This window comes from Streptomyces sp. NPDC029216, from assembly GCF_040648015.1.
In the GTDB taxonomy this organism is placed as follows: domain Bacteria; phylum Actinomycetota; class Actinomycetes; order Streptomycetales; family Streptomycetaceae; genus Streptomyces.
The window spans coordinates 35,717-53,887 of the sequence record NZ_JBEZWL010000002.1 but is presented as its reverse complement, the minus strand read 5'-3'; the positions used below and the strand labels follow the sequence as shown (position 1 = coordinate 53,887).

Here is an 18,171-nt window from a genome sequence, read left to right as displayed (position 1 = left end):
GCGACCAGTAAAGAGCCGGTGCAGGCCTCCCCGGAAGCCCCAGGTTCGGCCACCCTCGGTGCGGCGTCCGCAGTGGCGGCCGGCCGGTCCGGGTCGTCAGCCGGGAAGGACTTCGGCCAGGCCCTCACCGAGGAGGCGGAAGGCCCGGTCGGCGGCGGCGACGGCCTCGGGGTAGACCTCGTCGGCCGGGCGGCCCGCCTGTACCTGCTGGCTGTTGCGGTCGGCGAGGGTGCGCAGGACGGCGATGATCTGGGTGGCCGCGAGCCGCGCCGTGAGCTCGTCGGCGCCGGCCTCCTCCAGCGCCTGCGCGAGGGCCGCGATGCCGCGTCCCGCGTACCGCAGCAGCCGGTCGCTGAGGCTCGCCGTCGTGCGCAGCAGCCGGGCGAAGGCCACGGCCTCCGGGTCGGAGGTGAGTCCGGTGTTCGGGTCCCGCCGGGCCAGGGCGTCGAGCTCGTGCGCGTGCAGGGCGGCCAGCGGGCTGGTGCCGGCCGGGCGGGCGCGGACCACGCGGGCCGACTCGTCCTCGTGGTCGTCGAACACGTGCAGGACGAGGTCTTCCTTGGTCGGGAAGTAGGTGAACAGCGTCCGCTTGGAGACCTCGGCCGCCTCGGCGATCTCCACGATCGACACCTCGTCGAAGCCGCGGCTCAGGAACATGCGCAACGCCGTTTCGAAGATCGTCTGCCGGGTGCGCTGCTTCTTGCGTTCCCGCAGTCCAAGTTGTTCAGCCATGTGCACAGGATAGGCAGTCGGGGTACCGAGGAGAAAGTTGCACCGGGTATAGTTATCTACCAAGTGAGGGAATCTTCCGAGGAGGCTCCATGAACGCGCAGGTCACCGACGTCGTCGACGTCATCGTGGTGGGGGCGGGCGGCGCCGGACTGACGCTCGCCACCGAACTGGCGCTGGCCGGCGTGCCCACCGTCGTGCTGGACCGGCTGCCCGGCCGCAACCTCCAGTCACGCGCCGGGGCGATCCAGCCCCGGACCGCCGAGATGCTCGCGCTGCGCGGTCTGCTGGAGGACGCCCTCGGCCGCTCGATCGACTACCAGCTCGTCGGCGGGCACTTCGCCGGACTGCCCGTCCCGCTGGACTACACGGCGTGGGACACCCGCTATCCGCATCCCGTCCTGCTCCCGCAGGACCAGCTGGAGGCGGTGCTCGAGGACCGGCTCGCCAAGCTCGGCGGCCACGTGCTGCGGGAGCACCGGCTCACCGGTCTCCGGCAGGACGCGGACGGCGTCACGGTCACCGCGAGCACGCCGGCCGGCGCCGAACGGTCGCTGCGGGGCCGCTACCTCGTCGCCTGCGACGGCGCCCACAGCAGCGTCCGCAAGCTCGTCGGAGCCGCGTTCCCCGGCCAGGCGGCCACCCTCCGCATGGCCACCGCCGATCTGCTCCTCACCGGAGACGTCGACGACAGCTCCAGCGGACACATCAGCTCGCGGATCCACACCTCGCCCGAGGGCCACTTCGCCATGATCACGCCCCTGACGAACGGGCTGCACAAGCTCGTCTTCAGCGGCCCGCGGACCATGGAGGCCGAGCGCGACGCCCCCGTGACGCGGGATGAGGTGCGCGAGGTGCTCCGTGCCACCCACGGCGGCGCGCTCGACGTCGCCGAGATCCGCTACTCCTCCCGGTTCAGCAACGCCAGCAGGCAGCTGGAGCATTACCGCCACGGGCGGGTGTTCTTCGCGGGGGACTCCGCCCACATCCACTCCCCGGCCGGCGGCCAGGGGCTCAACCTCGGCGTCCAGGACGCGTTCAACCTCGGCTGGAAGCTCGCCGCCGTCCTGCGCGGCCGGGTGGGCGAGGAACTGCTGGACACCTATGAGACCGAGCGGCACCCCGTCGCTGCCCGGGTGCTCGCCCTCACCCGGGCCCAGGGCGTCGTCATGGGGCCCCAGCGCGACGGCGGTCTCGGCGAGTTGCGCGACGTGCTCACCGACCTGCTCCGCCTGCCCGACGCCAACCGGTACATGGCCGGGGTGATGGCCGGGCTCGACCTCTGCCTGCCGTCTCCCGACGCGGCCGCCCATCCGCTGCTGGGCCTGCGGATGCCCGACCTCGACCTCGTCGTCGGCGGTGAGGACGGGGGCGAGGAACAGCGGGTCCGGTTCAGCGACCTGACGCGCGACGGGTGCGGCGTCCTGCTCGTCCTCACCGACGCCCCTCTCACCGCCGCGTCCCCCTGGAGCGACCGGGTCAGCCGTGTGCGGGCCCGGGCGGAGTCCGGCGCGGCCGACGCCGAGGCGATACTCGTCCGTCCCGACGGGTACGTCTGCTGGGCCGGCGGCACCGGTCTCACCGAGACGCTCACCCGCTGGTTCGGCCCGGCCGCTTAGTTCATGAGGCGGCCCAGGTGCGTCCGACGGTCCGGGTGGCGCGGCGGGGCTGTGTCCCCGCGGCCATGGGGCGGGGTTTCGTCACAGGGGCGGCGAGTTTCGTGACGGATGTGCGGTGTCGGGCTGCGCACGGGCTTCTCCTGGGGATCGCCGTGTGCGGTAGGCGCGGGAGCGGCACTTGGGGGAGCAGTAACGGGCCGGCCGCCCGGCGGACCGCCCCGGGGGCCGTGCGGGCAGGGCCCCGCCGCAGGCCGGGCACGACGGTACGGAGCCGGGCCGTGCGGTGTCCGGGGCGGCTTCCCCTCCGGGCGCGGGCGCGGGTGCGGGTGTGGGCGGGGATGCCGGATGGTGGGTGAGTCCCTGGCGTTCGGCGATGACGCCTGCTTCGAAGCGACTGCGAGCGCCGAGGGCCTCAAGGAGTTCGGAGACGTGTCGGCGGCAGGTCCGTAGCGAGATGCCGAGGCGGCGGGCGATGCTGTCGTCCTTGAGGCCTTTGGCGAGCATGACGAGGATCGTCTGCTTCATGGTCTGGGAGACGCCCTGTGCGGCGTGGGGGCCCGTGGCGTAGGGCGTGGCAGCGGCCCAGTCCCGCTCGAAGACGTCCAGGAGGTAGGCGAGCAGATCTGGTTCGCGGATGATCAGGGCGCCGCCGGACCGGGCGGGGAGCAGCGCCAGGGCCTGGTCCACGATGATCATCTGCGGGAGCACTTCGGGCAGGGTGCGGATCTGCGCGCCGGCGGCCACGAGGTGCTCGGCGTGGGTGCGGGTGGGCTGGTCGAAGCGGGTGGCGTGCTGGTAGAGGCTGCGCATGCGGATGCCGCGTTCGAGGAGGGCCAGGTCGCGGGGGAGTGCTTCACGCAGTGCGGCGGGCGGGAAGGCGCCGCCGTGCTTGGAGACGAGGACCTCGCTGTGGCAGGAGTCCGTCACCCCCGCGGGCCCCGGAACCCGCACCCGGACCGTCGCCGGGCTCGCCTCGTACGTGGACAGCCGTACCAGCGCCAACTGCTCGGCCTGCTCCCGCGTCACCGGCGCACCGTCCGCCGCTCCCGGCCCCGACGGCCCCGCAGCCACACGCGGCCGCCAACACCGCCGTCACGGGCACGGACAGCAGCCACCTCCACACGCGCACCCCCGCAGCACACCACCCCCGCGCCCCCGATGGCCGACTCCCGGGCGCACGACACACCGGGGCGTGCTCGATGCCAGACACAGCGGAAAACACAGCGGACACCGAACGCGCCCGCCAGGGACGAGGAGGCCATGAGCGATGGGAGCACTCCGCCGCGGCCGGCGCAGCGGCCCCGGGCAGGCCCTCGCCACAGCGGGCCTCGTCACGGCCCTCCTGTCCTGCGCGGCCGCCCCGGCAGCGGCGACCGGCCTGCCCCGAACAGCCCCGGACCGCGACACCCCCTGCACCGCCGACACCGGCCCCTATCAGTGGGAGCCGGAGGAGTACCTCGCGCTGCCCTGCGACGGCCGCCAGTCACCGGCCGACTGCACCGCCATCCGGGCCTTCCAGCAGCGCGAGGGACTCGATCCGGCCGACGGCTCCGCGAACCTGGCTACCTACCGCGCCTCCCTGGTGATCGAGGAACGCCGCCACCCCAACAAGGACGGCCCGCGAGGGCCGGCACACGATCACCCGCCGCGTCATCGATGACGTCTCCACCCTCTACGACAACGCCCCCATGCCCTACGCCCAGTACTTCTCCGGCGGCCAGGCCTTCCACGGCGTCCACGGGGACCTCTTCAACGGGGGCGGCTCCGCCGGCTGCATCGACATGCGCCTCACCGACGCCGAACGCCTGTGGAACACCACCGAGACTGGTGACACCGTCGTCGTCTGAGGTCGCAAACCCGCGACCGCCTGACCAGCCCCACGGCCCCGAGCGCGGCAGCCCACCCCCGAACAGCCGCCCCCGATCTCGCGGGACACGAAACGCAGCCATGCGAACAAGAGGTGTGCAGACGTGTACCGTCTGGGTCAGCTGTCGTGGTTCGGACGTTCCCTGCCCCGCCGAGACGTCGGTGTTTTGCTGTGCTGTGCCGCAGGAACCAGGGCGATCACCTCCGCCTCCCGCACGTCGCGGAGAGGCGTTCATCGACTGGAAGGCATGGATATGGCTACGGGAACTGTGAAGTGGTTCAACGCCGAAAAGGGCTTCGGCTTCATCGCGCAGGACGGCGGCGGCCCGGACGTCTTCGCCCACTACTCGGCGATCAACTCCTCGGGTTTCCGGGAGCTCCAGGAGGGCCAGGCCGTGACGTTCGACGTCACCCAGAGCCAGAAGGGCCCGCAGGCGGAGAACATCAGCCTGGCCTGACCCCCTCCACCCCCGGAACCGCAGCCACCGCGTTCGAAGCCTAGGCGGCTCGCACAGCGGACGAGCCCGCAGAGCGCGAGCGGCGCCGGACAGAGGCAGAACGGGACCGGCGGCCCTCAGGGCCGACCGGTTCCGCGGCAGGCCGTCCGGCGGCGTACGACCCGGTACCACGGTCGACCGGAGTGCGCGCGAGGCGTGCGGCCCTTCGGCAGCAGTCGCAGTACAGGAGGCCGGCCGCCGCGACAGCGCTGCCCGGGCCCTCTGCGCGTGCCCACAGCTGCGTGCTGTCAGGTGAGATCGCCGCGTCGGAGGAGAAGGCGTCCCCGAGGGCCCCAGCGCACCGCGTCGATGACCGTGACCGTATTGGAGTACACGCGGCTCCGGCCCGATACGGGCACCTTGACCGGCGTTCCGTCATCCGCGGCGGTCCGCGCCCCGCGTACGGGCCGGAGGCCGGGTGGGACGGTTGTGCCTGCGCGGGGCTCACCGCTCCGAGAGCGGCTGCGCGGCGATGCCACTCCGCATCAGCGTCCTCCCGCGCACGGGCCGCGGGCGGCCGGGCCTCCCGGCGCCGCCGGGCGTCCACGCCCGCAGGAACCTCCTGGACCACCTCCTCGGCCAACTGATGGCCACCCAGGGCGTGGTGTGCGAACCCCACCCTCCGATCTCGCCATGCGTGATTGCGCGAGGGGATACGGCGGCGACGGCGGCACTGTTGAACACGAGGCACATGACTGACCAGCGGGGCGCTGTGCCGGCGACCGGACGACGGGGGAGTGCCGTGACGATGGCCCGCGGACGGCATCCCGGGGGAGACGGTGAGCGTCGAGGATCACGGCGAAGGGGCCCGGCTCCCCGATGCGATGCGATGCGATGCGATGCGGTCGGGCGTGATGGTCCGGCTCGCGCGTGCGGGGCACACGAGAGGCATACCGGCCGATGGGAGGAGAGACATGACGCAGGACCGCTCAGTGAGGGCTGTCGGGTGGGCGCGGGCGCTGCCCGTCACCAGCGGCGTGAAGGTCGCGAGGGAATGGACGCGCGATCACCTGAGGACCCTCGGGTGGGAACGGACGGCACCGGACCTGGTGGACTCGGTCGTGCTGACGGTGTCCGAGCTGGTCACCAACGCACATGTGCACGCCCGCAGCGGTGCCCAGCTCATCCTCACCTGGGACAGCCGGTGTCTGCACGTCACGGTGCACGACGCGTCGAGCCGTGTGCCCGAGCAGCACCACCCCGACAGCGGAGCCCTCGGGGGGCGTGGGATGCTCCTGGTCGACGCCCTCGCCGATGGTTGGCAGACGCGCCCCTGTCCCAGAGGCAAGAACGTCACCGCCTGCTTCCAACCGCCCGCGCCGTCACGGCCGGGTTCTGCTTGTTCGAGGTGAGGACAGCCAGCCCGTAGGGGGCCGTGCGCGACACTTCGGGCGAGCCGGAGCAGCCGAGCCACGCCGACCGTGCCGAACACGGAACACGCAGGGAGGGTCCGTGCTGCTCGCAGCGCCTGGAGCTTCTGCGGGCACGGAGCCTGCGGTGGCCGCCGCGAGTCTCCGATCAGGGGGAAGGCGATGATGACCGCACAGATCGGCGGCTTCACGGGCGATGGCCTCCTGGCCGGAGCCGAGGGAGGAGCGACATCCCAGGGTGAACTGGGCGTCGTAGGTGTGCACCGAGGTCTCCTGGAGCCGGTGCCGGGCGACAGCACAGGAGTTCTTCGGCGACTACGACGTACCCACCACGTCCAGCAGCCGCGATCCGGGTTGTGTTGACTCGGCCAACCAGCCCAGCAGGGTCTTGCGCTGCTACGGCGCAGCCACGGCGGTGCGTTCGCCAGCGGCCAGTCCACGGGATGCCTCCTGGCGTTCACGGCACGACAGGTGACGAGGCGACCTGCCGAGCCTCCGCGACAGCCGGAGCGACAGCGCCCGTGAGTTCGAGAGCCACCCGCCCCGAGCGCAGCACGGTCTACTTCCTCGGCGGCGGCCTCCTGGAGCTGTTCGGCCGTGCCAACGAGCCGCCCGCGACCGGGCTGCGGCGGTGGCTCCAGGTGGAAGACCTGGAGGCGGCCCACCGTCAACTCCACGAGAAGGGCGCCAAGGGCTCCGTGTCACCGCTCGGTACCGGGGCATGCGCGTCACATGACTCCGAACACGACAATTCCCTGGGCTTGGGCCGCCCCGTCCGGCCCCGTCTGGCTCCACCTGCTGGTGATTGCCTTCGCCGTGCTCGTCCTGGTGGCCACCCTGACCCGGGACAGGTAGTCCTTCCATGCTGTTCCTGGCCCTGCTCGTACCGCCCCTGCTGTTGTGCGGCGTCCTCGCTCTCGCCCGCTACGAGGAGTACATGCTGGGCCCGGCGGGACGCAGCACCCCCGCCCCCACCCCTCGGCTCGGACACCCGCACGCCGCACCGGATGCCGCAAAGCACCGCCGCGCGTCCGGGCACCCGGCGCCCTCACGTTCCGGAGGCAGACCCAGGCCCCCCGCAGGCACCGGAGCGAGCCGTCCCGCGGCCCACGCTTCCGGCCCGCCGGCAGGTACGTCCCGCGCGGCTGCCTGAAACCGGGCGCCGAGCTTCCGCGTGACGCCAGGTTCGTCCCGGAGAGGGAAACCCTGCCCGGCGTCCGGACCGCTCGACTTGGCGCCACCGTCCCGGGCCTGAGCGTCCAGCCGATGCGCAGCAGCACCTGTGCCGCGCTTGGCACCCGCCGTCGAAGTCGCCGGAGGGCAAGGGCAAGCCCCAGGGCACCCTGGGACACGAACGGCAACGCCCTCGACGGCCTCCACGCCAGGACCCGCCCTCACCCAGACGTGGAAGGGCCACACCGCCGTAGCCGACGGCACCACACCTCCGTCGCACACGGCCTGACCCCGTCGCGGTCGCCAGCGGACCCTGCAACGCCGGCCGCGCGCCCGCGTCGCCGGCCGGCCCGAACTCGTCGAATGCGAACGTGCGGTCGGTCCGGGAGGCCGGGCGTGCACCGCCGGTGGCGAGTCGTCAGCGGGGGGCGAGGAGGCCGTCGACCAGGGCTCGGAGACCGTCCAGGTAGGTGTCCTCGGCGGTCAGCGGTGCCCAGCGCTCCGCGACTTGTGCCAGACGGGGCACCTCGCGCGGGTCGAGATCGGCGAAGACCTGCTCCCGGTAGGTCGGGCGGTCGTCGTCCGCGCGCCGCCGTGCGGCCGTGGCCCGGACCACGATCTCCCCGGCGGTGTAGTACCAGATCGCACGATAGCCGTGCACGGCCCGGTCGGGGGAGAGGCCGCACGCGACGAGGCCGTCGACGATCTGCTCGACGAACCACAGTGCGGACGTGGACATCAGGTCGTCGGCGGTCAGTACTTCCACGATCCAGGGGCAGGCGGCGAGCGCCTCGTGGACGGCGGTGGCCGCGACGAGGACCCGCTCGCGGGGGTGGGCGGGAAGTTCCGGCCGGCGCAGGGTGCGTGCGGCGTAGTCGTCCAGCAGGAGGACGAGCAGTTCCTCCTTGTCGCGGACGTGGTGGTAGAGCGCCATCGGCGTACTGCCGACCTCGGACGCCAGCCGCCGCATGGTCAGCCGGTCGACGCCTCCGTCGGTCACGATCCGGCGGGCGGTCTCGATGATCTCCTCACGGGAGATCCGGGGAGGTCGGCCCAGGGCCTTGCGGGGTGCGGGCGGTTGCGGCATGTCCCCATCATCCCCCAGGTGTCGACAACGACGACTCCCGGCACTAACTTTTCTTACATGTACAAAAATTCTCGCGGGAGGCCCGGACTGGTGCTGGCGGCAGCCGCCGTGGCCCAGTTCGTCGTCGCCCTGGACATGTCCGTGGTCAACGTCGCCTTACCTGCGATCCGGACCGCGTTGGGAATCGCGCCGCTCGACCTGTCGTGGGTCGTCCACGTGTACGCGCTCACGTTCGGCGGGTTCCTGCTGCTGGGGGGCCGGGCCTGCGACCTGTACGGCCGGCGTCGTCTGTTCGTGCTGGGGATGACCGTCTTCGGACTGTGCTCGCTGGCCGCTGGGCTGGCCCAGGCCCCCTGGCAACTGGTCGCCGCCCGCGCCGGACAGGGCGTGGGCGCGGCCGCGGCCGCGCCGGCCGCGCTGGCGATGATCACCACCACCTTCAGTGAAGGCCCCCGGCGCGTCCGGGCCCTCGGGGTGTGGAGCGCGGTGAACGCCGCGGGCGGCGCGCTGGGCGTGCTGGCGGGCGGACTGCTGACCGAGTACGCGGGCTGGCGCTGGGTCATGCTGGTCAACCTGCCCATCGTCGCGGCGGCTCTGGCGCTGGTTCCGGCAGAGGCACGGGCCGCCGAGGCATCGCCCGTCCGGCGCGAGAGGCTGGACGTGACGGGCGCCGTCCTTGCGACCGGCGGGGTCGGGCTGCTGGTGCTCGGCGTCGTCCGCACCGACACCGTGGGCTGGGGCTCCCCGGTCACCTGGGCCACCCTCGCCGCCGCAGCCGTGCTGCTGGCCGCGTTCGTCCTCGCCGAGTCAAGGGTCGCCGCACCACTGCTGCGCCTCGGCCTGCTGCGCAGCCGCTGGGTCGCCGGCGCGAACGTGCTGGTGTTCTGGCCGCGGCCGGGCAGTTCACGGCGTTCTACTTCGTGTCCCTGTACATGCAGCAGATCCTTGGCATGGGCGCCGCGGCGACCGGAACGGCATTCCTTCCGTTCTCCGCCGGCCTGGTCGCGGGGACCGTCGTGGCGACCCGCGTCACCGCGGTACGCACCCCCCGCGCATGCCTGGTGCCCGGTGCCCTGCTGGCCGCCGCGGGCCTGGCCTGGTTCGCCCGCATCAGCCCCGACGGCGGCTTCCTCACCGACGTGCTCGGCCCGTCCCTCGTCACCAGCGTCGGTGCCGGACTGGTCCTGGCACCCGTCGCCGCGGCCGCGACCACGGGCGTCGCCCCATGCGAGCCCGGCATGGCCTCCGGCCTGATGAACAGCTCGCGCCAACTCGGCGGCTGCCTCGGCCTGGCCACCCTCGCCGCGCACCACACCGGCACGGCCACCGGCCCTGCCGCGGTCAACGACGGCTACACCCTGGGCCTGGCCATCGCCGCGGCCATCTTCGTACTCGCGGCGATCGTGGCGATCGGCGTGCTGCCGCGCCGACGGCCCGTCACACCTCTTCCGCAGCACATCACTTCTGCGGACCGACAGTTGGAAGGAACACAGTCATGACGACCGAGACCGTCGACCTGTTCGCCTCAGCGCTGCACTTCCACCCCGACGGCGATGTCCGCTCCGTCGAACGCCAGATGACGAGCGGTGGCTCCGGAGCCTGGCAGGTCGCCACGTTCCACGTCGAGACCGACGCGGACGTTCACGCCGACCACTGGGAGATGCACCCGGAGGCCGAGGAAGCGGTGTGCTGCCTGACCGGCCGCATCCGTTTCTACTTCCGTCCCGATGAGCCAGGCGGCGCTGAGGAGATGGTGCGGTTGCGGGCGGGCGCCGCCGTGATCGTCCCGCGCGGTCGCTGGCACCGCCTGGAAGTGGAGGCCCCCAGCGACCTGATGTCGATCACCCTTCGCAACGGCACCCGCCTCGAGAAGCGCACCGAGACCCCTTGAGCGGTTTGTGGCCCGGCGGACCTGCCGCCGGGCCACTCCAACGAATCCCAATGGGCCGCCCTGCCGCCGAGAACATCACCCGGCCCTGACCCCACCAGAACTCGCCCCGCCCTATCACCGCAGGCCACGGCCCAGGGCCGACCATGTCAGCAGCCTGGGGCCGGGCGCAGGCGTACGTCGCTGTCCGCGCGACCGTGCTGGAGCGGACGGATCAGCTCCGCCCGGAAGCCGACAGGTGGATCCACGCGGACCCGGCCGGCCGTCCCTTCCGACTCTGCCCGCACCGAACCCCGTGCCGCGCGCAGCCCCGAAGCGGCCGGGCTACGGGTTCGTTCCCAGGACGGTCATGCGCCGGATCGGCGACAGTGCGACCGGGATCCACACGCAGGCCAGGCATGCGGCCGAGGCCCCCAACGCCCAGCGGATACCGACGGCCGTGGCCAGAACACCGGCGGTTGCGGCGCCCAGCGCGACCGCACCCGTGAAGAGCACGCGCATGGTGCCGTTGACCCGGGCCATGAGGCCGGGCGGCGTGACCTGCTGGCGGAAGGTCATCATCAGGACGGAGTCGAAGCCGACCTTGAGCACGACCAGCGCCCACCCTACGGCCGCGACGGGCCCGGGCACGGGCCGGCCGAGCAGAGGGATGGCGGCGGCCAGGGGGGGCGGCCCCGATGCCGACGAGCAGCACGGCTCGTCCCGCGCCGAGCCGGTCCGCCAGCCTGACGGCCGTCATGGCGCCCACCAGGCCACCGACGCCGCCGGCGCCGAGGAACAGTCCGAGGGTCCCCTCGCTCCATCCGAGCTCGGTCAGTGCGAGGACGGGGAGCAGCGTTGTCACGCCGGCGGTGCCGAGGTTGACCATCGAACCGGAGATCACCACGGTACGCAGGACGGGCTGGCGGGCGACGAACGCGACGCCCTCGCCGATCTCCTGCAGGAGGCGCCGTCGGGGGGCGTCACCGGCCGGACGCCCGTCAACGGTGAGAGTGGACAGCCACGCTGCGGACCACAGGTATCCCGCGGCCATGACGAGCAGCACCGTGGGTGCGCTGAGCAGTCCGGCCGCCCACCCGGCCAGGGGCGGGCCCGCGACGATCGCCGCCTGGGTGATCGTGGCCAGGCGTGCGTTGGTGCGGGCGAGCAGGGCGTCCGGGGCCAGGTCCTTGACGAGGCTCTGGGTGCCCAGGTCGAAGAACACTGTCGCCACGCCCTGGACCACGACGACCGTGAGGAGGTGGGCCGTCGTCAGACGCCCGGTCCACGCGGCCACGGGAACGGTGACCAGCGCCGCCGCCCGCACCAGGTCTGCGCCGATCATGACCGGACGGCGCCGCACCCGGTCCAGCCACGCGCCTACCGGCAGTCCGAGGATCACGAAGGGCAGCGTCAGCGCGGTCTTCAGCAGCGACGTCCCTCCCGCTCCCGCGTGCAGCACGGTCACCGCCGTCAGCGGAACGGCCACCTGGCCGATCTGGGCACTCCACAACGCCACCCCGGACGCCGTGAGATACCGGGTGCGGTCCTGTGAGGAAGGGGCCGCCGGTCGCGGTGCGGGTCCCGTGGTTGCCTCGGCTGTCTGTGTCATGGCAGGCAGCCTGCGGGAACCGATCACCCGCCTCAACGGATTCACGCTAGGGTGAATCCTCGTGACGTCCACGTTCACCCTGTCCCTGAGTACGGCCGATCTGAGCAGGCTGCGCTGGGCCGTCTCACCAGCCTGGGAACTGCTGGCATCCATCAGGGCGCTGGCCCGGCCGGCACGCCGGGCGATCCACCTGCCATGGCTGTCCGAACACCGGCACGACCCGCTCCTCGCCGGCCCGGGGACGTCAGCGGCGTACGACCTCACCGCCGGCCCCGCGACCCACCTGCCCGGGTTCCTCGCGCCCACCCCGCTGTCACCCCTGACCGCGCTCGACGACGAACTCGAAGAGGTGCGCCGTACCCCCGCCGAGGTCGTCCGGCGTGACCTGAGCGCGGTGTTCGGGGACGACCTGCCGGCCGGCCTGGCACCGATGCTCCAGGCACCCCGACGCGAAATGGAAACGGTCGTCACCGACCTGCGCGGGTACTGGCAGCGCACCCTGGCGGCGCACTGGCCGAAGATGCGCTCCCTGCTGGAGTCGGACATCCACTTCCGGGCGCGGTCCCTGACCGAGCGCGGACCCGCGGCGATGTTCGCCGGCATCCACCCCGACCTGACCTTCGACGAGACCACCGCAACCCTGCGGATCGCCAGCCGACAGGCGGCACTTCACGATCCGCACCGCTCCCTTGAGGGACGCGGCCTGGTCCTGGTGCCCTCGGCGTTCGCGTGGCCGACCCTCTACTTCAAGACATCAGAACCCTGGGTCCCCGTGATCCGTTATCCCGTCCGCGGTATCGGAAGCCTGTGGGAAGCGCCCGCCGATACCGCCGACCTGGCGCCGGCGCTCGGTGCCACCCGCGCCCTGCTCCTGGGCCTCCTCGAAACTCCCGCCGGGACCCTGGAGCTCGCCCACCGGACGGGGCTTGCTCCGGGTGGTGTCTCCGCCCACCTGGCCAAGCTCGCCCGAGCCGGCCTCGTCGCACCCCATCGAACGGGGCGGATCGTGCTCTACGCCCGAACGGCCAGAGGCGAAGCCCTGTACCGCTGAGGCAGGTCCGGGTGGGTGCTACCAACTGGTGGAGTGCGGTCCCGTGGTGCGCGGTGCGAGCGTTGCGGACGGTTCCACACGGTCGGGACCGGGAGCGTTCAGGGCTGTCCTGGGCCGGTGCGGCGTCGTCGGTCGCTGGTGTGGCGCAGGCGGTCGGTTTCGTGGACAAGGGTGGTGATGCGGTCGGCGAGGGCGGGGTCGCCGGAGCGCACGTGCTGTTCGGCGGCGGTGAGCGGGTCGACGAGGTCGGCGGGGTCGCTGCCCGCGAGCGCATCGCGGACCTTGGCGAGCGAGGCGCGGCCCGAGGCGTCGCGGGGCGGCAGGGCGGTGACCTGGCCGGCGAGTTGGCGCAGGTCGGCGGCGTGATCGCGGGCCCAGGTGTCCACTGCGCGCTGGGCGGCGCGCCCGTCGCGGGTGGCCTGGACGCGCTGCTCGCCGGTGCTGCCGTCGGCGCCGGGGCGCAGCCTCAGGTAGCGGCGTTCGGCGGCCTGCCGGCTGGCCACGCCGAGCGGTCCGGCGAGGTCGGCCCAGCTGGCGCCGGCGTCCCGGGCGGTCTCGATCAGGCCGGACTCCCAGCCGGCGAGCTGCTCACGGACCTCGCGCAGGAGGAGGAGCGCGGCCAGGGCTTCCCGGGGGTCGTCCGGCGCGTTGCCGGCCGGGCGGTGGGCGTCGCCGAGTTCCCGCTCGATGGCGGCCAGGGCGGCCGCGGCCGCCAGGAACGAGGCCGGCGACCCGGCGGGCCGGGAGTCGGGTGGGGGAGCAGCGGGCACGACGCCTCCACGTGGTGTCATCCATTGGATGCCGAGCATTGTTGTCATCGTTTCGATGACATGGTACAACAGTGGTACCTGAAGCGCACTGGCACCCAATGCAGACACATCAGGAGGTTCCCATGCTGATGCGCACCGACCCCTTCCGTGAGCTCGACCGTCTCACCCAGCAGCTGACGGGACCGGGCACCTGGTCGAAGCCGTCCGTGATGCCGATGGACGCCTACCGCGACGGCGACGCGTACGTGATCGCCTTCGACCTCCCCGGCGTCGCCGTGGACGCGATCGACATCGACGTCGAGCGGAACATGCTCACGGTCAAGGCCGAACGCCGGCCGACCGCCAAGTCGGACCAGGTCCAGATGGAGCTGTCCGAGCGGCCGCTCGGGGTGTTCTCCCGCCAGATCATGCTGGCCGACACCCTCGACACCGAGCACATCGACGCCGACTACGAAGCGGGTGTCCTGACCCTGCGCATCCCGATCGCCGAGCGCGCCAAGCCCCGCAAGATCACCATCAGCGGCGCGAACGACCGCAAGCAGCTCTCGGGCTGACCCACATCAGACCCCGCCCGAACGGGCGGAGGACGGGATGCTGCGCCCTCCCCCTCCGGCAGCCCGTCCTCCGCCCCCACCCCTTGGGGGCAGCGTGATGACACTGGGATGGGAAGCGTTCATCGACCGCGTCCGCGAACGCGGTGAATACGACACCGTCGAGGAAGCCGACCGCGCGGCCCGCGTGGTCCTCGCCCTCCTCGGCGCCCACGTCGTCGGTACCGACCGGGCCGAACTCGCCGCCCGTCTCCCGGAAACCTACGCCCTGATCCTGCTGAACCCGCTCCAGGCCGCCGAACCGCTCTCCCCGGAGCGCTTCGTACGCGCCACCGCGGCCTGGATCGAAGGCGCCTCCCACGCCACGGCGGCATGGGACGTCAGCGCCGTCCTCAGCGTGGCGGCCGACGCGGCCGGCGAGGACCTCACCCGCCGGATCCTGCTCCAGCTCCCCGCCGGCTACGACCTCCTCTTCGGCCGCCCCCAGCCCTCCTGAACCCACGACCTCCCCGACACGAAAGGCAAGCGGCACCCGTGTCCCACCCGACTGAACCACTCCCGCAGGCCCCGCAGATGACGTACGGGCACATGCTGGAAACCGTGAGGTACGAAGGCGCCTACCCCACCCGCGAACGCGCCGAACAAGCCGTCCGCAACGTCCTGACCGCGCTCGGCCGGCAGCTCACCGGGGACGCCCGCGCCGAACTCACCGCCCGCCTCCCCCTGGAAGCCGCCCTCACCCTCACCGCCCAGGTCCCCGACGCCCGGCAGCTCACCGGCTGGGGCTTCGTCAAGGACCTCGCCACCCGCACGAACGCGACCCCGGCCACCGCCCGCTGGGAAGCCGGAACGGTCCTGACCGTCCTCGCCCGCCTCGCCGGACCGGCCCTCCTCGACCGCATCCTCCACCAGCTCCCCGACGGCTGGGCACTCCTCTTCGGCCAGGCACAGCTCCTGCGCCCCCAGCCCGCCGCCTGACGAACCACGTCAGCTGAACGACGAAACTGGACGGCCCCCGCGCGCGTCCTGGAGGGCGGCCGGTTTCCCAGGCGTACCCCCGTCCGGGGCCTGGGCCCGGCCATGCATGCGGCCTCGCCAGGCGCGGCGGCCTGGAGGTGGGAGCCGGCCTGGCCCAGGCCGCGCACCAGCGCCGACCCGTACGTCGGCCTCCGGCTCATCCGGGCGGGCCGGACCGGCCGGCTCAGGGCCAGTCGGCGGCGAAGGCCCGGCCGGGGTTCCGCGTGAGGATGTGATCCACCAGCTCCGCACCCAGGGCGGCCACCAGCCGGGGGCGAACCCGGCGCAGCAGGTACGGCATCCCGGGGCCGCCGTCGACCGAGCGCGCCCCGGAGACGACGGTGTCCCCGCCGAGCAGCAGCCGATGCCCGAAGCCCGCCTCGGCCAGCGCCTTTACCGCGTCGGGCATCCGCCAGTCCGTGGCGTGATGGGCGAGCGAGGGACCGTCGAACGCCAGATAGCAGCCCGCCTCCGCGGCCTCACGCTGCACCACGCCGTCGGGGGAGCGGTTGAGGTGTCCGAGGACCACTCGGTGGGGTGGGACCTCCAGCTCGTCACACAGCAGGTCGAGTACGTCGAGTGCGCCCGTGCCGTGCTCCAGGTGGACGGCTATGGGCGCGCCGGTCTCGTGGTGGGCCTCGGCCGCGGCGGCCATCGTCCAGTGTGCGTGCGCGTCGAGGGCGTGGAAGCCGCCCGCGACCTTGATGAGCCCGGCGCGGACGCCCGATGCCCCGATGCCCGTGGTCAGTTCGGTGACGAAGACGTCGGCGAGCCCGCCGCGCACCGCGTCGAGGAACTCCGGTTCGTAGTGGGCGGCTTGATGCAGCCCGGTCGCGCACACCACGTGCACCCCGGCCGCGCGGGACAGCGGCGGCAGGTCCGCGGTCCGCCGTCCCATGCCGTACGGCGTCCACTGGATGACGCTCGCACCGCCCGCGGCTCGGAACGCGGCCAGTTCGGAGCGTGCGGCCGCGACGTCGTCCAGTTCCCGGCCCGGGAGCTTCGGGCTGCGGAGGAAGAGGTGGTCATGGGCGTCGCACACGCCGAGGTCCTCGGGGCGCACGTCCCCGAGGACCGTGCGGACGCGGTCTACCACTGCCGTCCGCGCGGCAGTACGTGCCTCCCGGGCGCCGACACGTGCAGCACCTCGAAGACGTCGCCCGGGGCTTCGGGCGCGTGGTGGTCCCAGAGCGAGAAGTGGACCAGCTCCCAGCGGTGCGAGTCGACGGCCGCTGCGGCGAGTACGGCGCCTTCCCGCGAGGCCAGCCGCCCCGCTTCGCGCACGGCGTCCTCCATGAAATCGGACAGCGGCACGCCTTCCGGGACCCGCTGCCGCCGGCGCACCGCGGCGACGGCGGGAGCGCTGGCCGCGGCGCCCTCCTCGTAGGCCAGGCCCGTCCACTGCCGTACGTCGGGCCGCCCGAAGTCATTGACGGGCCCCTGGAAGGCGCCTCCCCACAGGAAGGTGTTCATCCCCTCCATGGTGTTCCAGAGGTAGAACGGCGCGTACTGGTTGACCGGCGAACCGTGCACCCCGCGCTCGCGCATCAGGTACGTCTTGAAGCCGAGGCCGTCCCAGTCGTCGAGGGCGTGCCCGAGGCGGGAAACACGGTCGCGGATGATGTCCATGTCGTAGTCGGCGGGCAGGGTCATCTCGTACTGCATGGCGTGCATGGTGAGCTCCTGTCTCAAGCGGGGTAGTGGCCGACGTGTTCGTGCCACTCGACGGTCGAGCCGTCCTCAGCCGCCTCCACGACGGCGAGGTGCGTCATGAAGGTGCCGGGAGCGGCGCCGTGCCAGTGCCGTTCTCCGGGCTCGATCCACACGGTGTCGCCGGCCCGGATCGCCGCGACGTCACCGCCCTCGCGCTGGACCAGTCCCTCGCCCTCCAGGACGTACAGGACCTGGCCGTGCGGATGGCGGTGCCAGGCGGTGTGCGCGCCGGGGGCGAAGTGCACGCTGAACATCCGCAACCGGGACGGTGACTCCGGGGCGGCTATCTCGTCCAGCCACACCGTGCCCGTGAAGTGCTCCGCCGGGCCCTGCCGGGTGTCGGGCCGCTTTGTCGTGATGTGCATTCGGGGACTCCTCAGGATGCCGGTCGAAGAAGGGAGAGCAGACCGCGTACGCCCGAGTCGAAGGCCGCGGGCGAGCCCGACGCGCGGGCCAGGACGTAGCCCCCTTGCACCGTGGCGAGGACCGTCGCGGCGATCTCCCGCGCGTCGAGGGACCGGGCGAACTGGCCCTGTTCCTGGCCCTCTTCGACGATGCGGGCGAGCTGCTCACGCAGCCAGGCGATCGTCTCGTCCACCGGGGCCCGCAGATCCTCGTTCGCGATCACGTCCGGGTCCATCGTCAGGCGGCCCACGGGGCAGCCGCGCAACACGTCGCGTTCGCGCTCCAGATAGGCCCGGATGCGCTCGTACGGTGTCCCGGGCGTATCCAGCGCGCTCTGCGCGGCGGCGCGCAGCTCCTCGGCGGTGCGGCGGATCGCGGCCAGCGCGAGGTCCGGCTTGCCGTGGAAGTGGTGGTACATGCTGCCCTGGCCCGCGCCCGCGCGCTCCTGGATGGCCTTGGGGCTGGTGCCCACGTAACCGCGTTCCCACAGCAGCTCGCGGGTGGACTCGATCAGTCGGTCCTGAGTGCTCATGCGGGTACTGTACATACTAGTAGGTACAGAAGCGAGCCGCCGGGCACCCGTAGCCGCGCATGCGCCTGCTCGCGCTCGACGATCCCGCATCGGACCCCGCCCTCGTCGAACGGTTCGGCCGCGACCTGGTCATGCACCGCTTGATCACCCTGGCGGCCGCCCGCCCATGAGGTCCCCTGGCCGGCGATACGTAGCACCGTCACGACCCCGCACCCCGGGGCTTGAAGACCCCGAATCGTGGCATGACGAAGGTGCTGCGATGGCGCCCCAGGCCGTTCTCTTCGGCAGCCCGTGCGGCTTCGGGCAGCACAT

20 protein-coding genes and 3 pseudogenes are annotated in these 18,171 nt (G+C 72.6%); 12 read left to right on the top strand and 11 right to left on the bottom strand.

Translation table 11 applies throughout. The features are described from left to right. Positions 1 to 96 precede the first annotated feature (96 nt). Positions 97 to 732, bottom strand: a complete 636-nt coding sequence (locus AB0F18_RS01180) for a TetR family transcriptional regulator (protein ID WP_362053267.1) — start codon at positions 730 to 732, stop codon at positions 97 to 99. A gap of 89 nt (positions 733 to 821) precedes the next feature. Here AB0F18_RS01180 and AB0F18_RS01175 point away from each other — a divergent pair, with 89 nt between their 5' ends. Further along, positions 822 to 2,348 carry an FAD-dependent monooxygenase gene (locus tag AB0F18_RS01175; RefSeq protein ID WP_362053265.1) on the top strand — a complete coding sequence of 509 codons (1,527 nt, stop codon included), beginning with the start codon at positions 822 to 824 and terminating at the stop codon, positions 2,346 to 2,348. Between the two features lie 81 nt (positions 2,349 to 2,429). On the opposite strand, the gene AB0F18_RS01170 is transcribed toward AB0F18_RS01175, so the two are convergent. After that, the gene (locus tag AB0F18_RS01170) at positions 2,430 to 3,374 is read right to left on the bottom strand and encodes a LuxR C-terminal-related transcriptional regulator (protein WP_362053262.1); all 945 of its coding nucleotides are present in this window, start codon (positions 3,372 to 3,374) and stop codon (positions 2,430 to 2,432) included. A 241-nt stretch (positions 3,375 to 3,615) separates the two neighbouring features. Between AB0F18_RS01170 and AB0F18_RS01165 the strand changes: the two genes are divergently transcribed. From AB0F18_RS01165 to AB0F18_RS01150, 4 genes are all read left to right on the top strand, one after another. Next, on the top strand, positions 3,616 to 4,008 hold the full coding sequence (locus AB0F18_RS01165; RefSeq protein ID WP_362053259.1) for a hypothetical protein: 393 nt from the start codon (positions 3,616 to 3,618) through the stop codon (positions 4,006 to 4,008). Then, positions 3,986 to 4,195, top strand: a complete 210-nt coding sequence (locus AB0F18_RS01160; protein WP_362053586.1) for a L,D-transpeptidase — start codon at positions 3,986 to 3,988, stop codon at positions 4,193 to 4,195. The genes AB0F18_RS01165 and AB0F18_RS01160 overlap by 23 nt, the downstream gene beginning before the upstream one ends. A 273-nt stretch (positions 4,196 to 4,468) precedes the next feature. After that, positions 4,469 to 4,672, top strand: a complete 204-nt coding sequence (locus AB0F18_RS01155) for a cold-shock protein (RefSeq protein WP_362053256.1) — start codon at positions 4,469 to 4,471, stop codon at positions 4,670 to 4,672. A gap of 953 nt (positions 4,673 to 5,625) precedes the next feature. Continuing rightward, complete coding sequence (locus AB0F18_RS01150; protein WP_362053253.1) at positions 5,626 to 6,063, top strand: ATP-binding protein; 438 nt, start codon at positions 5,626 to 5,628, stop codon at positions 6,061 to 6,063. Between the two features lie 249 nt (positions 6,064 to 6,312). Here the strand turns inward: AB0F18_RS01150 and AB0F18_RS01145 are convergent. Next, positions 6,313 to 6,486 (bottom strand): annotated as a pseudogene (locus tag AB0F18_RS01145) (maleylpyruvate isomerase N-terminal domain-containing protein); the annotation flags it as partial. A 327-nt stretch (positions 6,487 to 6,813) separates the two neighbouring features. Here AB0F18_RS01145 and AB0F18_RS01140 point away from each other — a divergent pair. Then, complete coding sequence (locus AB0F18_RS01140) at positions 6,814 to 6,936, top strand: hypothetical protein (RefSeq protein ID WP_362053251.1); 123 nt, start codon at positions 6,814 to 6,816, stop codon at positions 6,934 to 6,936. 736 nt (positions 6,937 to 7,672) lie between these two features. On the opposite strand, the gene AB0F18_RS01135 is transcribed toward AB0F18_RS01140, so the two are convergent. Beyond that, entirely contained in the window at positions 7,673 to 8,341 is a 669-nt protein-coding gene (locus AB0F18_RS01135; RefSeq protein WP_362053248.1) for a TetR/AcrR family transcriptional regulator, read from the bottom strand. A gap of 57 nt (positions 8,342 to 8,398) precedes the next feature. Between AB0F18_RS01135 and AB0F18_RS01130 the strand changes: the two are divergent. Continuing rightward, positions 8,399 to 9,840, top strand: a pseudogene (locus AB0F18_RS01130) (MFS transporter). After that, positions 9,837 to 10,232 (top strand): cupin domain-containing protein, encoded by a 396-nt coding sequence (locus tag AB0F18_RS01125; protein ID WP_362053245.1) that lies wholly within the window; start codon positions 9,837 to 9,839, stop codon positions 10,230 to 10,232. Before AB0F18_RS01130 ends, AB0F18_RS01125 begins: the two are co-directional and overlap by 4 nt. Positions 10,233 to 10,553: 321 nt before the next feature. Here AB0F18_RS01125 and AB0F18_RS01120 read toward each other — a convergent pair whose 3' ends face one another. Continuing rightward, positions 10,554 to 10,859 (bottom strand): hypothetical protein, encoded by a 306-nt coding sequence (locus AB0F18_RS01120; RefSeq protein WP_362053610.1) that lies wholly within the window; start codon positions 10,857 to 10,859, stop codon positions 10,554 to 10,556. 49 nt (positions 10,860 to 10,908) lie between these two features. Beyond that, positions 10,909 to 11,820: pseudogene (locus AB0F18_RS01115) on the bottom strand (MFS transporter); the annotation flags it as partial. 61 nt (positions 11,821 to 11,881) lie between these two features. Here AB0F18_RS01115 and AB0F18_RS01110 point away from each other — a divergent pair. Continuing rightward, positions 11,882 to 12,871, top strand: a complete 990-nt coding sequence (locus tag AB0F18_RS01110; RefSeq protein WP_362053242.1) for a DUF5937 family protein — start codon at positions 11,882 to 11,884, stop codon at positions 12,869 to 12,871. 98 nt (positions 12,872 to 12,969) lie between these two features. Here the strand turns inward: AB0F18_RS01110 and AB0F18_RS01105 are convergent, their stop codons facing one another. Continuing rightward, positions 12,970 to 13,662, bottom strand: a complete 693-nt coding sequence (locus AB0F18_RS01105; RefSeq protein WP_362053239.1) for a hypothetical protein — start codon at positions 13,660 to 13,662, stop codon at positions 12,970 to 12,972. A gap of 101 nt (positions 13,663 to 13,763) precedes the next feature. On the opposite strand from AB0F18_RS01105, the gene AB0F18_RS01100 reads away from it, so the two are divergent. The 3 genes from AB0F18_RS01100 (at position 13,764) to AB0F18_RS01090 (ending at position 15,170) form a co-directional block, all read left to right on the top strand. After that, complete coding sequence (locus tag AB0F18_RS01100) at positions 13,764 to 14,195, top strand: Hsp20/alpha crystallin family protein (RefSeq protein WP_362053236.1); 432 nt, start codon at positions 13,764 to 13,766, stop codon at positions 14,193 to 14,195. Between the two features lie 97 nt (positions 14,196 to 14,292). Continuing rightward, entirely contained in the window at positions 14,293 to 14,688 is a 396-nt protein-coding gene (locus AB0F18_RS01095) for a DUF2267 domain-containing protein (RefSeq protein WP_362053233.1), read from the top strand. A gap of 77 nt (positions 14,689 to 14,765) precedes the next feature. Then, positions 14,766 to 15,170, top strand: coding sequence for a DUF2267 domain-containing protein (locus AB0F18_RS01090; RefSeq protein ID WP_362053583.1), 405 nt, complete (start codon positions 14,766 to 14,768; stop codon positions 15,168 to 15,170). Between the two features lie 223 nt (positions 15,171 to 15,393). Here AB0F18_RS01090 and AB0F18_RS01085 read toward each other — a convergent pair whose 3' ends face one another. From AB0F18_RS01085 to AB0F18_RS01070, 4 genes are read right to left on the bottom strand one after another with little or no spacing between them, the layout of a single operon-like run. Continuing rightward, positions 15,394 to 16,305 carry a phosphotriesterase gene (locus AB0F18_RS01085; RefSeq protein ID WP_362053230.1) on the bottom strand — a complete coding sequence of 304 codons (912 nt, stop codon included), beginning with the start codon at positions 16,303 to 16,305 and terminating at the stop codon, positions 15,394 to 15,396. Continuing rightward, positions 16,299 to 16,883, bottom strand: a complete 585-nt coding sequence (locus AB0F18_RS01080) for a DUF4865 family protein (protein ID WP_362053227.1) — start codon at positions 16,881 to 16,883, stop codon at positions 16,299 to 16,301. Before AB0F18_RS01080 ends, AB0F18_RS01085 begins: the two co-directional genes overlap by 7 nt. A gap of 14 nt (positions 16,884 to 16,897) precedes the next feature. Next, the gene (locus AB0F18_RS01075) at positions 16,898 to 17,287 is read right to left on the bottom strand and encodes a cupin domain-containing protein (RefSeq protein WP_362053224.1); all 390 of its coding nucleotides are present in this window, start codon (positions 17,285 to 17,287) and stop codon (positions 16,898 to 16,900) included. Positions 17,288 to 17,298: 11 nt separating this feature from the next. Continuing rightward, the gene (locus tag AB0F18_RS01070) at positions 17,299 to 17,874 is read right to left on the bottom strand and encodes a TetR/AcrR family transcriptional regulator (protein WP_362053221.1); all 576 of its coding nucleotides are present in this window, start codon (positions 17,872 to 17,874) and stop codon (positions 17,299 to 17,301) included. Positions 17,875 to 18,171 lie beyond the last annotated feature (297 nt).

Excerpts from the sequence above, each read along its gene's own strand:
- AB0F18_RS01075 (WP_362053224.1), bottom strand. The coding sequence starts at position 17,287 with ATGCACATCACGACAAAGCGGCCCGACACCCGGCAGGGCCCGGCGGAG.
- AB0F18_RS01080 (WP_362053227.1), bottom strand. The coding sequence starts at position 16,883 with ATGCACGCCATGCAGTACGAGATGACCCTGCCCGCCGACTACGACATG.
- AB0F18_RS01180 (WP_362053267.1), bottom strand. The coding sequence starts at position 732 with ATGGCTGAACAACTTGGACTGCGGGAACGCAAGAAGCAGCGCACCCGG.
- AB0F18_RS01100 (WP_362053236.1), top strand. The coding sequence starts at position 13,764 with ATGCTGATGCGCACCGACCCCTTCCGTGAGCTCGACCGTCTCACCCAG.
- AB0F18_RS01125 (WP_362053245.1), top strand. The coding sequence starts at position 9,837 with ATGACGACCGAGACCGTCGACCTGTTCGCCTCAGCGCTGCACTTCCAC.
- AB0F18_RS01150 (WP_362053253.1), top strand. The coding sequence starts at position 5,626 with ATGACGCAGGACCGCTCAGTGAGGGCTGTCGGGTGGGCGCGGGCGCTG.
- AB0F18_RS01140 (WP_362053251.1), top strand. The coding sequence starts at position 6,814 with ATGACTCCGAACACGACAATTCCCTGGGCTTGGGCCGCCCCGTCCGGC.
- AB0F18_RS01135 (WP_362053248.1), bottom strand. The coding sequence starts at position 8,341 with ATGCCGCAACCGCCCGCACCCCGCAAGGCCCTGGGCCGACCTCCCCGG.
- AB0F18_RS01090 (WP_362053583.1), top strand. The coding sequence starts at position 14,766 with ATGACGTACGGGCACATGCTGGAAACCGTGAGGTACGAAGGCGCCTAC.
- AB0F18_RS01175 (WP_362053265.1), top strand. The coding sequence starts at position 822 with ATGAACGCGCAGGTCACCGACGTCGTCGACGTCATCGTGGTGGGGGCG.
- AB0F18_RS01165 (WP_362053259.1), top strand. The coding sequence starts at position 3,616 with ATGGGAGCACTCCGCCGCGGCCGGCGCAGCGGCCCCGGGCAGGCCCTC.
- AB0F18_RS01105 (WP_362053239.1), bottom strand. The coding sequence starts at position 13,662 with ATGACACCACGTGGAGGCGTCGTGCCCGCTGCTCCCCCACCCGACTCC.
- AB0F18_RS01095 (WP_362053233.1), top strand. The coding sequence starts at position 14,293 with ATGACACTGGGATGGGAAGCGTTCATCGACCGCGTCCGCGAACGCGGT.
- AB0F18_RS01070 (WP_362053221.1), bottom strand. The coding sequence starts at position 17,874 with ATGTACAGTACCCGCATGAGCACTCAGGACCGACTGATCGAGTCCACC.
- AB0F18_RS01155 (WP_362053256.1), top strand. The coding sequence starts at position 4,469 with ATGGCTACGGGAACTGTGAAGTGGTTCAACGCCGAAAAGGGCTTCGGC.